We start from the raw sequence: 13,582 nt of genomic DNA, 5'->3' as shown, positions 1-13,582 counted from the left end.
TCACGACCCGATCGCGAGCGTCATCAGAACCGCGGTGACGACCGCGCCGAGCACGGCCGCGCCCAGCGTCATCCACGCGATGGAGCGGCGTTTCGTCTCGTTCGATCGCACGAACCTGGAGGCGACGCCCCCGCCGACGAGCGACACGAGGCAGAAGATGAGAGCCGTGGTATTGGCCGCGTCCTTGAGGTAGGGAGAGTGGTCTGGCATATTCGCCGTCGAAATCGAGACGCCCACGGACGCGACGAGTGTGCCGATCGCCACAATGCAGGCGAGAACCCACGGCACCACAATCGACGTTCTCAACAGATCACCCCGTGGCATCGTAACTCGACCCCTGGAGCAGCGACGTGATCTGATGCCGGTATGCAGCCGATGCCACACTGGTGCTCATGACGACGGATCCCACGAACGCCGATCGGATGCAGATCGCCAGCTCGGTGGGTGCACGTGACGGTATCGCCCTCGAGTTGATCGCGCGCGAAGGGTCGGGCGAGGTGATCGCGGAGGTGTTCCATGACGACGTCTCCGGCGCGATGACGTTCGCCATGTTCGACGACACGGCGATTCCCCTCGGCGTGCTCGAGCGGTTCCTCGAAGAGGCCAGGCGCGCGAAGCTCGGCGGGGATCGGTAGAGCCCATCGGGCTGCCCGCGGCGCGCGGAAGCTCCCAGTGTAAAGAATTCTTGACACGACGCACCCGCGGGCGTAGCGTGAGTGTCAAGAATCTTTTACATCGGAGGCATCATGGTCTACGAAGAACGCAACGCCTGGGCGGGACTCATCGTCAGTCCGATCGCGCTGATCGTCTACGTCGTGCTGGTGCTCCAGCAGGCCGGGGGAGCGCCGCTCACCACCGTCGACTGGTTCCCGCTCATGCTGTGGACCATCGTCGGAGGCATCGTCGCGACGATCGTGATCAGCATCGTCTGGGGCATCCTCGCCGGCATGAAGGACCCGGACGGCGCCGGCCGCTCCGACATCCGCGACCGTGACATCAGCCGCATGGGCGGGCGGGTCGAGCAGGCCTTCGTGGTGATCGCCGGGCTCGGCGTCATCGCGCTGTGCGCGGTCGGCGCCGACGTGTTCTGGATCGCGAACACCATGTACCTGGGCTTCGCGATCTCCGCGCTCGTCGGCGGCATCGCCCGCGTGATCGCCTACCGGCGGGGGCTCGTCTGATGGTGAAGCCGACCCTCGTCTCCAACAGCATCCGTGCACATCGTGAGCAGGCGGGCCTCACCCAGGCCGAGCTCGCCCGCACCGTCGGTGTGACCCGGCAGACGCTGATCGCCATCGAGCAGCAGAAGTACTCGCCCACGCTGGAGCTGGCGTTCCAGATCGCGCGGGCGTTCGGGGTCGGGATCGACGACCTGTTCGCCTACCCCGCCCCACCTGTATCCGGAGGAGCATCATGACAGAGACGATGAACGCCTGGCGACGCGAGACCTACGGCCCGTCGTCCGGGGTGAGTCTCGAGCAGATCCCGGTGCCGGTGCCGCATCGCGGAGAAGTGCTCCTGAAGGTGCGCGCCACCTCGCTGAACGCGGGTGATGTGCGGCTGCTGCTCGGCGATCCGCTCCTCGTGCGCCCGGTCTTCGGCCTCACGCGACCGAAGCACCCGGTGCGCGGCATGGAGGTCGCCGGCACCGTCGTCGCGGTCGGTCCCGACGTCGTGAGCGCCGAGATCGGCGAAGACGTCGTGGGCGAGCTGGTCGGAGGCGGAGGACTCGCCGAGTACGTGCGGGTGCCCGCCTCCCGGCTCGTGCCGACCCCGCCCGACATCACGCCCGAGGCGGCATCGTCCCTCCCGATCGCCGCCGGCACCGCGTGGCAGGCCCTCGATCTCGCCGGCGTCGGCCTGCGCGGAGGAGAGGCCCCGCGGGTGCTGATCATCGGCGCATCCGGAGGCGTCGGCACGTTCGCGGTGCAGCTCGCCGCGCTCCGTGGGGCCGAGGTCTGGGCCGCGTGCAGCGCCCGCAACGCCCCGCTGATCGAGCGCCTGGGTGCCGTGCGCACGTTCGACCATCGCGAGTCGCCGCTGAGCGAGATCCCGGCCGGCCGCTTCGACGCGGTCGTCGACATCGCCGGAGGGATGCCGCTGCGCGAGCTGCAGCGCCTCGTCGGGCACGGCGGTCGGATCGTGCTGGTCACCGGCGACGGCGGGCACGTGCTGGGACCGATCCCGCGGATGGTGCGGGCGGCGGTGCTGTCGATCGGCTCGCGGCGCATCCGTCCTCTCGCCGCGACGCCGCGCCCCGAGGTGCTGGCCAAGCTCCTCGAGCTCGTCGCCGACGGCCGCATCGTGCCCGTGATCGAGCGCGAGTACCCGTTCGCGGAAGCGTCCGCCGCCCTCGCCCACCTCGAGGCCGGGCACACTGTCGGGAAGGTCGTCGTCCGCAGCTCGGGAGTGTGACGGCCTCGAATGGAGCGCGGCTCTGGCGGCGCACAGGGGGCGGGTGACACAATGGACTCCGGCGTGCCCGAGTCGCATCTTCCCCGTCGCCGGCTCTGAACGAGCAGCGGGTCGAAGGACCGCCGGGCCCCAGGACAGCGTCCGCCGCGCCCGTCCATTCGAGGAGCATCCATGTCGACGCCTGAAGCCGCCGTCACCACCGCACCCGCCCGCACCGCGCACCGCCGTCACTACCTGATGTGCAAGCCGGAGCACTTCACCGTGAACTACTCCATCAACCCGTGGATGGAGCCGTCGCGGCCCACCGACACCGCGAACGCGGTGGCGCAGTGGCAGAAGCTGCACGACCTCTACCTCGAGCTCGGCCACACGGTCGAACTCATCGAGCCGCTCGCCGGCTACCCCGACATGGTCTACACGGCCAATGGCGGATTCCTCATCGACGGCCGTGCGTACGTGCCCGAGTTCCGCTTCGTCGAGCGGCAGGGCGAGGCCCCGGCGTTCGCCGACTGGTTCCGCGCGGCGGGCTACGACACGGTGATGCCGAAGGAGGTCAACGAGGGCGAGGGCGACTTCCTGCTCGTCGGCGACGTGATCCTGGCCGGCACCGGCTTCCGCTCCACCGGAGACAGCCACCGCGAGGTCGGCGAGGTGTTCGGCCGCGAGGTCGTCTCGCTGAACCTCGTCGACCCGCGCTTCTACCACCTCGACACCGCCATCGCCGTGCTCGACCCGGTGCAGGGCACGGAGAACGGCGGCCCCGAGCGCGCGAACATCGCGTACCTTCCGGGCGCCTTCGACGACGCCAGCCGTGCCGAGCTCGAGAAGCGCTTCCCCGACGCGATCCTCGTGTCGGATGAAGACGGCTCGGTGTTCGGCCTCAACTCGGCGAGCGACGGCTACAACGTGATCATCTCGCCGCGGGCCAAGGGCTTCGAGAAGCAGCTGCGCGAGCGCGGATACAACCCCATCACCGTCGACCTCTCCGAGCTGCTGCTCGGCGGCGGCGGCATCAAGTGCTGCACGCTCGAGCTGCGGGGTGCCAAGTGACCGCGGTCGACGCTTCGACGGGCTCAGCGACCCAGCCGGGAGAGGCCGGCACCGAGCCGCACGTCGCGCACAACTACCACCCGCTGCCGGTCAACATCGCCCGCGGTGAGGGCGCCTGGGTGACGGATGTCGAGGGCAAGCGCTACCTCGATCTGCTCGCCGCATACTCGGCCGTGAACTTCGGGCACCGGCATCCGGCGCTCGTGGCCGCGCTCACCGAGCAGCTCGGCCGCGTCACCCTCGTCAGCCGCGCGTTCCAGAGCGACCGGCTCGAGCCGTTCGCCGCGGCGCTCGCGGACCTTGCCGGCAAAGACCTCGTGCTGCCGATGAACACGGGCGCTGAGGCCGTCGAGACCGGCATCAAGGTCGCCCGCGCCTGGGGATACCGGGTCAAGGGCATCGCTGCGGGCAAGGCGCGCATCATTGTCGCGGCCGGCAACTTCCACGGCCGCACGACCACGATCGTGAGCTTCAGCGACGACGAGCAGGCCCGCGACGACTTCGGCCCGTACACGCCGGGCTTCGACGTGGTGCCCTACGGCGACGCGGATGCCATCGCTGCGGCCATCACCGACGACACGGCCGCCGTGCTCGTCGAGCCGATCCAGGGCGAGGCCGGCGTCGTGATCCCGCCCGAGGGCTACCTGCGCCGCATCCGCGAGATCTGCGACGAAAAGAACGTGCTGTTCATCGCCGACGAGATCCAGGCCGGGCTCGGCCGCGTCGGCGAGACGTTCGCCTGCGACCGCGAGGGCGTCGTGCCGGACCTGTATCTGCTCGGAAAGGCCCTCGGCGGCGGCATCCTCCCCGTCTCGGCCGTGGTCGGCAACACCGACGTACTCGGTGTGATCCGTCCGGGCGAGCACGGCTCGACCTTCGGCGGCAACCCGCTGGCCGCGGCCGTGGGTCTGCGTGTGGTCGAGATGCTGCAGACGGGCGAGTTCCAGGAACGCGCCCGGGCACTCGGCGCGCACCTCGAGCAGGCGCTGCAGCCGCTGATCGGGCACGGCGTGACAGCGGTGCGCATCGCCGGCCTCTGGGCGGGCGTCGACATCGACCCCGCCAAGGGAACGGGCCGCGAGATCGCCGAGAAGCTGCTCGATCGGGGCGTGCTCGTGAAGGACACGCACGGTCAGACCATCCGCATCGCGCCGCCGCTGGTGATCCGCGCGACCGAACTGGACTGGGCGGTGGAGCAGCTCAAGCTCGTGCTCGGCTGATCGACGGCCCGGCTCGGATGTCGGGAGAACGGACGGATGCCGGACCAGGACGCAGCGTGTCGCCCTGCATCCGTGCATCCGTCCGACATGTGGCACGGATGCCGGATGCCGGATGCCGGATGCCGGACGCGGACGCGCCCGGGAAGCGGACAGCGCCACCGCCGGGGGAGGGCCGACGCTGGGGACGACGGCTGACGGTGACGCTGTCCTTCCGGAGTGCTCAGGCCGGTGGGGAATCCGGATCGAGCGTCTTCAACGTGTCTTCCTCGGCCGCGTTGTCGGCCTGGAGCTGGTCCTCGGTCTCCTCATCGCCGCCGAGGGCTGAGCGGTGACCTTGGCCGGCATCGCCCTGGATGGCGCCGCCGGTCGATTCGCCGCGCGAGCTGTCGCCCTGGATCGCGCCGCCGCTGCCGTCGCCCTGACCGGCATCCTCATCCGGCACGCCGACGCGGCGAGCGCCTTCGGCAGGATCCTGCGGGTGGGGTGTGCGTTCCGTGTTGTCGTCCATGGATCGACGGTACGTACGCCGGATGCACTCCGTAGAGGGCGTTGACAAACGGCGGAAAGTTGTTCAGCCCTCGACGTCGTCCCGCTTCGCGCTCCGGATCGGAGTCGTGACGGCGGCCTCGTCGCTGAACTCGATCGGGTCGGGCCGCTCGATCACCCGCAGCGGCCGGGTCTCGTCGAGGGTGAGCAGGAAGCGGCGATTCTCGGCACGGCGCAGGCGTCCCGAGGTCGCCACCCAGATGACACCGATCGCGCAGGCGACGAATCCGGCCGTGCCGCCGAGCATGATGGCGGCACGTGGTCCGAAGGAGTCGGCGACCCACCCGGCGATGGGGGCACCCACGGGCGTCGAGCCCATGATCACGGCCATGTACAGGGCGAGCACGCGCCCGCGCAGCGCCGGCTCCGTCGTGATCTGCACGTACCCGTTGGCCGTGGTGAGCAGCGTCACGATCATGAAGCCGGTGAACGTCAGCGTGACGGCGTAGGAGGCGTAGGTCGGCATGGCGGACGACACGAACGCGGCGATGCCGAATCCACCCGCGGCGAGGATCACGACCCGCACGCGTGCGCGGTCGCGACGGGCCGCGAGCAGGGCGCCGATCAGGGAGCCGATCGCGAGCACCGAGCTGAGCACGCCGTAGCCGTCGGCGCCCGCGCCGAACTCCAGGGCCATGGTCGAGGCGAAGATCGGGAAGTTCATGCCGAACGCGCCGATCAGGAACACCGTGACGAACACGACCCGCAGATCGCTGCGCCCCCACACATAGCGGAACCCGGCGGCGAGCCCACCCCGGCTGCGGCTCTTCAGTCGCGGCGCGAGCAGGCGGGTGCGCAGCATCGACAGCGCGAGGATCATCGCGAGGAAGGTGGCGGCGTTCACGATGAACACCCAGCCCGAACCGATCGCCACGATCAGCAGGCCACCGACCGCCGGGCCGATCATGCGGGCGAGGTTGAAGGATGCCGAGTTGAGTGCGACCGCGTTCGAGGTGTCGCCGGTCGACACCATGTCGGAGACGAACGCCTGCCGGGCCGGGGCATCGAACGCGTTCACGACGCCGAAACCGAGTGCGAAGGCAAACATCATCGGCAGGGTCATCACGTCGTTCAGCAGCAGCACACCCACCGCGATCGCGAGGGCCAGCAGCGCCGACTGGGTGGCGAACAGGATATGGCGTCGGTCGAAGCGGTCGGCCACCCATCCGGTGAGGCTCACCAGCACGAGCGGCGGACCGAACTGCAGCGCCATGGTGACGCCCATCGCGGTGGCGTCGTTGTCGGTGAGCTCGGTGAGCACGACCCAGTCCTGGGCGGTGGCCTGCATCCAGCCGCCGACGTTCGAGACCAGGGCCCCCGCGAACCAGATGCGGTAGTTGATGTTCGCGAAGGAACGGAACATGGCGCTCATCGCTCCACCACCCGCCGCATCAGTGCACTCGCTTCTCGGAGCGTGGTGAGCTCGGCCTCGGTGTATTCGACCTCGCGCAGCATGTCGGCCAGCAGCTCGTCGCGGCGGCGGATCGTCTCCACGACGATCTCGACACCCGCATCGGTGATGTCGACCTGCACGCGGCGGCGGTCGTCTTCATCGGGGGTGCGCACGACGAAGCCCTGCTCCTCGAGGCCGTTGATGGTGCTGGTCATCGACGGAGCGGTCACGCGCTCGCGGACGGCGAGGGTCGAGATCGTGCGGCGACCGTTCATGCGCAGGTCGGCGAGCACCGCCAGCTGCGCATCGCTCATCGAGTCGGCCGCGCGGGCGCAGCGGAGGCGACGGGCCAGCCGGAACGTGGCCATGCGCAGGTCTGTGGCGGTGAGGTGGAGGGATTCATCGGACGCAGACATTACTTAGATAGTCTATCTAATTTTTTGGACGCCGTCTCGGCACCGGGCACAATGGAGGGGTGACCCGAACGCTCGCCCTGGAAATCGCCGTGCAGGACCCCGCCGGAGTGCGCATCGCCGCCGAGATCGGCGCCGACCGCGTCGAGCTCGCCACGGCCCTCGCCCTCGGCGGACTGACCCCGTCTCCCGCGACGCTCGAGCTGGCGGTCGAGGCGGCCGGAGCGGACGGTCCCGAGGTGCACGTGCTCATCCGGCCGCGCGCGGGCGGCTTCCACTACGCCGACGACGAGCTGGCGATCAGCGAGCGCGACGTGCGACGCGCGATCGCTGCGGGTGCCACCGGCGTGGTCATCGGCGCCCTCGACGCGGAGGGGCGCCTCGACTTCGACGCGATGGCGCGGCTGCGCGATGCCGCAGGCGGATCTCCCGTCACCCTGCACCGCGCGATCGACGTGACGGCCGACCCCGTCGCCACTCTGCGCAGCGCCCGCGAGCTGGGCCTTGCTCGCGTGCTGACCTCGGGCGGGGCATCCGCCGCGATCGACGGCATCGACACCCTGCGTGCGCTGGTCGCCGCAGCCGAGGGAGAGATCCAGGTCATGGCCGGCAGTGGAGTCGATGTCGCCAGCGCCCCGGTGCTCGCCGCGGCCGGCGTCGACGCGATCCATTTCTCCGCCAAGCGCGCCGTGATCGAAGACGGCGGCGTGCGGATGGGCTCGGCCTCCGACGGCGTCGGCGGCTACGAGGTCACCGACCGCGACGTCGCCTTCGCGATCCGGGATGCCGTCGCCCGGTAGGCGGTCCCGGTGCCCGGTCGCTAGGCTCGCAGCGTGACGGATACGCGCGAGTTCACCGACGCCCATGGCGTGGCCATCGTCTACGACGTGCATCCGGCTGCGGGGACTCCTCGCGGAGTCGTGCAGCTCCTGCACGGCGTCGGCGAGCACGCCGGACGATACGGCGCCCTGATCGGCGCCCTCACGGGGGCCGGTTTCCACGTCTACGCCGACGATCACCGAGGCCATGGCCGCACCGGCATCCGTCAGCACGGCGGACCCGAGAAATTGGGGAGGCTCGGCGTCGGCGGCCTTCGCGCGGCCGAGGATGCCGTCTGGCAGCTGACCGGGATCATCCGAGACGAGAACCCCGATCTGCCGCTGGTGCTGCTCGGCCACTCGTGGGGGTCGTTCCTGGCGCAGATGCTCGTGAACCACCACCCGGAGGCGTGGGATGCCGTGATCCTCTCCGGCTCCGCACTGCGCACGCCCGGTTTCCTCAACGCCGCACCCCTGAACGCGCGGTGGGCGAAGGACGAAGGCGCCACCGGGCTCGAATGGCTCAGCCGCGATCCTGCCGTGTGGGCCGCGTTCGCCGACGACCCGCTCACGACCGATGTCCCGCTGCTCAAGCTCTTCGGCCCGATCGAGGCCGCACGGCTGTACGGGCGTCCGGCCAAGGACCTGGGCCGCGACATCCCGATGCTGCTCCTGGTGGGTCGCGACGACCCGGTGGGTGGACCCCGCAGCGTGCACAAGCTCGCCGACGAGTACCGCAGCCGGTCCGGCCTCACCGACGTGACCACGCTGGTGTATCCGGATGCGCGGCACGAGATCTTCGCCGAACTGCAGCAGGAAGAGGTGCGCGCCGACGTGCTCGCCTGGCTCGACAAGCACATCCCCGCGCGCTGAGCTTCCGCCTTCGCGCCCCGAGACCCCCGGTTCGCGTCCACACCCCGGGGTGGCTGCGCGCGCACGGCGGGGTCTCGGTCAGAAGGCGGGGTCTCGTCGGTGCGGGGCCGGATGTGACGCGGAATGACGCGGCGTGAAGTCGTGTGACGGAGCCGTTCCTCGGGCTCGGTCCCGACCGTAGATTCGGGTCAATATTCCGCGCAGGAGCGAGGAGCGCGCCCGTGTGTGCTGCTCGCACGGGAGGGACCGCACCGATGAGCTTCGTGAAGGACTGGCAGGACTGGCACGCGTCGCGCGAGCGGTACGCGGGGTCGGAGTACGGTCCGTCGGCGCTCGAGTCGACGAACTGGCTCATCACGGAGGCGGCGGCGGTCGACGGCATCCCCGGGCTCTGGGCCCTCACCGGCGACGGCGGCATCCGCGGCAGCGAGCTCGGCCAGACGGGGTCGACCGTGATCCTGCGCGGCTCGGAGAGCATCCGCCTCGGCCGCCGTGAGCTGCGCGTGTTCGATCGCCACGGCGCACTGGCGCTGCGGGTGTTGAATCCGGCACGACCGCAGCGCGAGTGGTTCACCGCGATCGACGCCTATGCGCCCGACGAGCGCTGGCGACTCCCCGCGGTGTTCGAGGAGACGCCGGACGAGCAGATCCTGATCACGTCGGTCGACGGCGAGGTGCGCGAGACTGCCGTCGCCGGGCGACTGCGGTTCGAGTTGGCCGGTGCGCCGCAGACGCTGACCGTCACCAGGAACGGACAGGGGGCGTTGAGCGCGGTGTTCGCCGACGGCACCAACGGGCTCGAGACGTATCGCTTCCGGTTCCTGCCGGTCGACGAACCCGCCGCCGACGGCACGGCCGTGATCGACTTCAACCGCGCCTACCTGCCGCCGTGCGCGTTCTCGGACCAGTACGTCTGCCCGCTGCCGCCCGCGGGGAACCGATACTCGACGCCGATCCGCGCCGGCGAGCGCGTGGTGGTGCTCGGCGGCTGATCCGCGGCCGGCGGTCGATCCCGCTCGACGGCTGATGCGCTCGGGTGATCCGGGTAGTCGAGCCCGCCGCATCCGAGGCCGCGCGCCTTAAGCTGGTTCTGTGCACGGTGAATACAAGGTCCCAGGTGGAAAGCTCGTCGTCGTCGACCTCGAGATCGAAGACGACCGGATCGCCCGCTTCCGCCTCGCCGGCGACTTCTTCCTCGAGCCGGACTCAGCCCTCGACGACATCAACGCCGCGGTGAACGGGCTGCCCGCCGAGTCGGACTCGACGGCGATCGCCACGGCCGTCCGCAGCGCCCTGCCCGATGGGGCTCAGCTGCTCGGCTTCTCGCCCGAAGCCGTCGGCACCGCGGTGCGCCGCGCGCTCGTGACGGCCCCGGGATGGCGTGACTTCGACTGGGAGATCGTGCACGACCAGGCGGTCTCGCCGCGCATGAACCTCGCCCTCGACGAGGTGCTCACCGCCCGTGTCGGCGAGGGGCGACGGCGTCCCACCCTGCGCATCTGGGAGTGGAACGAGTCGGCCGTCGTGATCGGGTCGTTCCAGTCGTACCGCAACGAGGTCGACCCCGAGGGCGCCGCACGGCACGGTTTCGACGTGGTCCGCCGCATCTCCGGCGGCGGGGCGATGCTCATGGCCGCGGGGCAGATCATCACGTATTCGCTGTATGTGCCGGCATCGCTCGTCGCGGGCATGACGTTCGCCGACTCCTACGCCTTCCTCGACGACTGGGTGCTGCAGGCGCTGCGGTCCCTCGGCATCGATGCGGTGTACCAGCCGCTCAACGACATCGCGAGCCCGACCGGCAAGATCGGCGGTGCCGCGCAGAAGCGCCTCGCCAACGGGGGAGTGCTGCACCACGCGACGCTGTCGTACGACATCGACGGCCAGGTCATGACCGAGGTGCTGCGCATCGGCCGCGAGAAGCTCAGCGACAAGGGCACCACGTCGGCCGCAAAGCGCGTCGACCCGCTGCGCAGCCAGACCGGACTCGAGCGCGCCGAGATCATCGAGCGGTTCAAAGACACCTTCCGCTCGCTGACCGACGCCGAGACCGGCACGATCACCGCGGACGAGTATGCCGAGGCGGAGGCACTCGTCGCGTCGAAGTTCGCCACCGAGGCGTGGCTGCATCGGGTGCCGTGACCGCGCCGGACGACGGATCCGATACTCGGACGAATGCGCTTCCCGCGGCCGTGGCCGCGCCGGACGACGGACCCGAAACTCGGACGAATGCGCTTCCCGCGGCCGAATCCCCGGATTCCGGCCGCGGGAAGCGCGTTTCTCCGACGCAGGCGCGGGGCGCGGTCACCATCATCGAGGGCGACAACCTCGCCGTCGCGGCGACCCTGCCGTCGGGTTCCTTCACGCTCGTGTACCTCGACCCGCCGTTCAACACCGGCCGGACGCAGGGCCGGCAGGTGGTCACCGCGCGCCGGACGTTCACAACTCCTCGAGAATCCGAGCCGGTCACCGAAGAACTCCCGGAATTCCGCGACCCGGATGGAGAGACCGGCACAGGTCCGAGGAGATCTGAACGGGGGGTGGCCGAGACCGAAGCCGCGCCGACGGCCGAGACCGTGCCCACCGCCGAGGTGCGCCACGGATTCCACGGCCACGCGTACGAGCGGGTGCGCGGGATGCTGCGCGCCTACGACGACCGCTTCGACGACTACGGCTCCTTCCTGATGCCGCGGCTCGAGGAGGCGTGGCGGCTGCTCGCCGACGACGGCACCCTGTACCTGCACCTCGACTATCGGGAGGCGCACTACGCCAAGGTGATGCTCGACGCCGTGTTCGGGCGGGACTGCTTCCTCAACGAGCTGATCTGGGCGTACGACTACGGCGCCAAGTCGCGCAGCCGCTGGCCCACCAAGCACGACACGATCCTGGTGTACGTGAAGAATCCGCGGGCGTACGTCTTCAACTCCGACGAGGTCGACCGCGAGCCGTACATGGCACCGGGACTGGTGACCGCCGAGAAGGCCGCGCGCGGCAAGCTGCCGACCGACGTCTGGTGGCACACGATCGTCCCGACGACGGGGCGCGAGAAGACCGGTTATCCCACGCAGAAGCCCGAGGGGATCCTGCGCCGCATCGTGACCGCATCCAGCCGCCCCGGCGACCGTGTGCTCGACCTCTTCGCCGGCAGCGGCACGACCGGCGCCGTGGCGTCGGCGCTCGGTCGCGACGCCGTGCTCGTCGACGACAACCCCGAGGCGATCGGGGTCATGAAGACGCGGCTGCCGCACGCCGAAGTGATCACACCCGGCTGAAGCCTCTCTCGATGTGGCTCGCTCACCGCCGCGACCAGGAGAATGCTGTCATGACCGACATCGACTTCGAGACCACCGCCGACTTCGTCGAGGTGACGACCGCCGCAGGGCGGGTGCGGGGACGCTGGCGTCCGACCACCGGCGGGCGCGGCAATCCGCGGTCGGCGGCGTTCCTCGGCATCCCGTTCGCGGAGGCGCCGATCGGTGAGCTGCGCTTCCTGGAGCCCGTGCCCAAGGCGCCGTGGGAGGGTGTGCGCGATGCGCTCGAGTTCGCCGCCACCGCACAGCGCGGCGACCCCGGCGTCACGCTCATCCCCGAGCCGAGCATCGAGGGCGAATCGACGCTCAACGTCAACGTCTTCACGCCGAGCCCGACCCGCGCCGAGCAAAGAGCCGGGCTCCCGGTGCTCGTCTGGATCCACGGCGGCGGATACTTCGCGGGCTCACCCGCGAGCCCCTGGTACGACGGCCGAAACTTCAACCGCGACGGCGTCGTGACGGTGTCGATCTCGTACCGCCTGGGCTTCGATGGCTTCGGCTGGATCGAGGGCGCTCCCTCGAACCGTGGTGTGCGCGACTGGCTGCTCGCGCTGGAGTGGGTGCAGCGGAACATCGCCGAGTTCGGCGGAGATCCGTCGCGCGTGACGATCGCCGGGCAGTCCGCGGGTGGCGGTGCCGTGCTGACCCTGCTCGGCATGGAGAAGGCGCAGCACCTGTTCCAGGGCGTCTATGCGATCTCCGGCGCGCTCGCCGATGTCGCCTCCGCACGCGCCGAGGCGTTCGGCCGCGGGCTCGCCGCCGCCGGCGGGGTCGAGCCGACCCTGGCCGGGTTCTCGTCGCTGTCCGAGGAGCGCATCCTCGAGCTGCAGAAGAGGGCGACCGAGCTCGGGCCGTCGTCGGTCGGCATGATGCTCGAGGAGGGGCTGCCGCTCGGGCCGAGCATCGACGGCGATCTGCTGCCACGTTCGACGCGCGAGGCGCTCGCCGCGGGCATCGGCGCCGACAAGCCGCTCGTGCTCGGGGCGACCGACGACGAGTTCACCATGGTGTTCTCGGATGCGGCGAAGAAGCTCCGCTGGGTGCCTCGGTCGCTGCTGCTGGGAAAGCTCGGGCTGCCGAAGGCCGCGCGTCGCGAGTACCTCGCGGCCAACGCCGACGTCACGCGACTCGGCAATGCCCGCGTCGCCGGGCGGCTGCTGACCGACCGGATGTTCCGCTCGGCGCTGCTGAAGGTCGTCGCCGACCGCGGCGCTGCTCCGACCTGGGTGTACCGGTTCTCCTGGCCGTCGGGACGCTTCGGCTTCGCCGAGCACTGCCTCGATGTGCCGTTCTTCTTCGACTGCCTCGACGGCCCCGCGATGGAGCCGCTCGCCGGCCCGAACCCGCCACAGGGCCTGGCCGACGAGGTGCACGGCGCGGCGGTCGCGTTCGTCACCGGCGGCGACCCCGGGTGGCCACGTCACGAGGGCGCTTCCGGCATCGTCCGGGTCTATGACGTGCCGTCGCGCGATGTGCGCGACGCCTACGCCTCCGTGCGCCCGCTGCTGCGAACCTGACGTTCTCTTTCGGATCGCGCCTGCCG

At 70.3% G+C, this 13,582-nt stretch carries 16 protein-coding genes; 12 read left to right on the top strand and 4 right to left on the bottom strand.

Annotated elements, in window-relative coordinates; genetic code table 11:
- Complete coding sequence (locus ACFC14_RS03215; protein ID WP_376101188.1) at positions 1–210, bottom strand: hypothetical protein; 210 nt, start codon at positions 208–210, stop codon at positions 1–3.
- A gap of 182 nt (positions 211–392) precedes the next feature.
- Here ACFC14_RS03215 and ACFC14_RS03210 point away from each other — a divergent pair, with 182 nt between their 5' ends.
- The 6 genes from ACFC14_RS03210 (at position 393) to rocD (ending at position 4,685) form a co-directional block, all read left to right on the top strand.
- Positions 393–635 (top strand): hypothetical protein, encoded by a 243-nt coding sequence (locus ACFC14_RS03210; RefSeq protein WP_376101187.1) that lies wholly within the window; start codon positions 393–395, stop codon positions 633–635.
- Positions 636–746: 111 nt separating this feature from the next.
- Positions 747–1,181, top strand: coding sequence for a hypothetical protein (locus tag ACFC14_RS03205; RefSeq protein WP_376101186.1), 435 nt, complete (start codon positions 747–749; stop codon positions 1,179–1,181).
- Positions 1,181–1,417, top strand: a complete 237-nt coding sequence (locus tag ACFC14_RS03200) for a helix-turn-helix transcriptional regulator (protein ID WP_376101185.1) — start codon at positions 1,181–1,183, stop codon at positions 1,415–1,417. The genes ACFC14_RS03205 and ACFC14_RS03200 overlap by 1 nt, the downstream gene beginning before the upstream one ends.
- Positions 1,414–2,415, top strand: coding sequence for an NAD(P)-dependent alcohol dehydrogenase (locus tag ACFC14_RS03195; RefSeq protein ID WP_376101184.1), 1,002 nt, complete (start codon positions 1,414–1,416; stop codon positions 2,413–2,415). The genes ACFC14_RS03200 and ACFC14_RS03195 overlap by 4 nt, the downstream gene beginning before the upstream one ends.
- Positions 2,416–2,586: 171 nt before the next feature.
- On the top strand, positions 2,587–3,465 hold the full coding sequence (ddaH, locus tag ACFC14_RS03190) for a dimethylargininase (RefSeq protein ID WP_376101183.1): 879 nt from the start codon (positions 2,587–2,589) through the stop codon (positions 3,463–3,465).
- Complete coding sequence (gene rocD / locus ACFC14_RS03185) at positions 3,462–4,685, top strand: ornithine--oxo-acid transaminase (RefSeq protein WP_376101182.1); 1,224 nt, start codon at positions 3,462–3,464, stop codon at positions 4,683–4,685. The genes ddaH and rocD overlap by 4 nt, the downstream gene beginning before the upstream one ends.
- Positions 4,686–4,905: 220 nt before the next feature.
- On the opposite strand, the gene ACFC14_RS03180 is transcribed toward rocD, so the two are convergent.
- From ACFC14_RS03180 to ACFC14_RS03170, 3 genes are all read right to left on the bottom strand, one after another.
- Complete coding sequence (locus ACFC14_RS03180) at positions 4,906–5,193, bottom strand: hypothetical protein (protein WP_376101181.1); 288 nt, start codon at positions 5,191–5,193, stop codon at positions 4,906–4,908.
- Positions 5,194–5,256: 63 nt separating this feature from the next.
- Positions 5,257–6,594, bottom strand: a complete 1,338-nt coding sequence (locus tag ACFC14_RS03175; RefSeq protein WP_376107090.1) for an MFS transporter — start codon at positions 6,592–6,594, stop codon at positions 5,257–5,259.
- A 5-nt stretch (positions 6,595–6,599) separates the two neighbouring features.
- Positions 6,600–7,040, bottom strand: a complete 441-nt coding sequence (locus ACFC14_RS03170) for a MarR family winged helix-turn-helix transcriptional regulator (RefSeq protein WP_136041304.1) — start codon at positions 7,038–7,040, stop codon at positions 6,600–6,602.
- A 59-nt stretch (positions 7,041–7,099) separates the two neighbouring features.
- On the opposite strand from ACFC14_RS03170, the gene ACFC14_RS03165 reads away from it, so the two are divergent.
- From ACFC14_RS03165 to ACFC14_RS03140, 6 genes are all read left to right on the top strand, one after another.
- Positions 7,100–7,837, top strand: coding sequence for a copper homeostasis protein CutC (locus tag ACFC14_RS03165; RefSeq protein ID WP_376101180.1), 738 nt, complete (start codon positions 7,100–7,102; stop codon positions 7,835–7,837).
- Between the two features lie 33 nt (positions 7,838–7,870).
- Complete coding sequence (locus ACFC14_RS03160) at positions 7,871–8,728, top strand: alpha/beta fold hydrolase (protein ID WP_376101179.1); 858 nt, start codon at positions 7,871–7,873, stop codon at positions 8,726–8,728.
- 254 nt (positions 8,729–8,982) lie between these two features.
- Positions 8,983–9,720 carry a DUF1684 domain-containing protein gene (locus tag ACFC14_RS03155; protein WP_376101178.1) on the top strand — a complete coding sequence of 246 codons (738 nt, stop codon included), beginning with the start codon at positions 8,983–8,985 and terminating at the stop codon, positions 9,718–9,720.
- A gap of 100 nt (positions 9,721–9,820) precedes the next feature.
- Entirely contained in the window at positions 9,821–10,870 is a 1,050-nt protein-coding gene (locus tag ACFC14_RS03150; protein ID WP_376101177.1) for a biotin/lipoate A/B protein ligase family protein, read from the top strand.
- A 167-nt stretch (positions 10,871–11,037) separates the two neighbouring features.
- Positions 11,038–12,000, top strand: coding sequence for a DNA-methyltransferase (locus ACFC14_RS03145; RefSeq protein ID WP_376107087.1), 963 nt, complete (start codon positions 11,038–11,040; stop codon positions 11,998–12,000).
- Between the two features lie 50 nt (positions 12,001–12,050).
- On the top strand, positions 12,051–13,556 hold the full coding sequence (locus ACFC14_RS03140; RefSeq protein WP_376101176.1) for a carboxylesterase/lipase family protein: 1,506 nt from the start codon (positions 12,051–12,053) through the stop codon (positions 13,554–13,556).
- The last annotated feature ends 26 nt before the right edge of the window (positions 13,557–13,582 follow it).

It is taken from the genome of Microbacterium sp. NPDC055988, from assembly GCF_042269505.1.
Lineage (GTDB): Bacteria > Actinomycetota > Actinomycetes > Actinomycetales > Microbacteriaceae > Microbacterium.
This window is presented reverse-complemented; position numbering and strand designations above follow the sequence as displayed.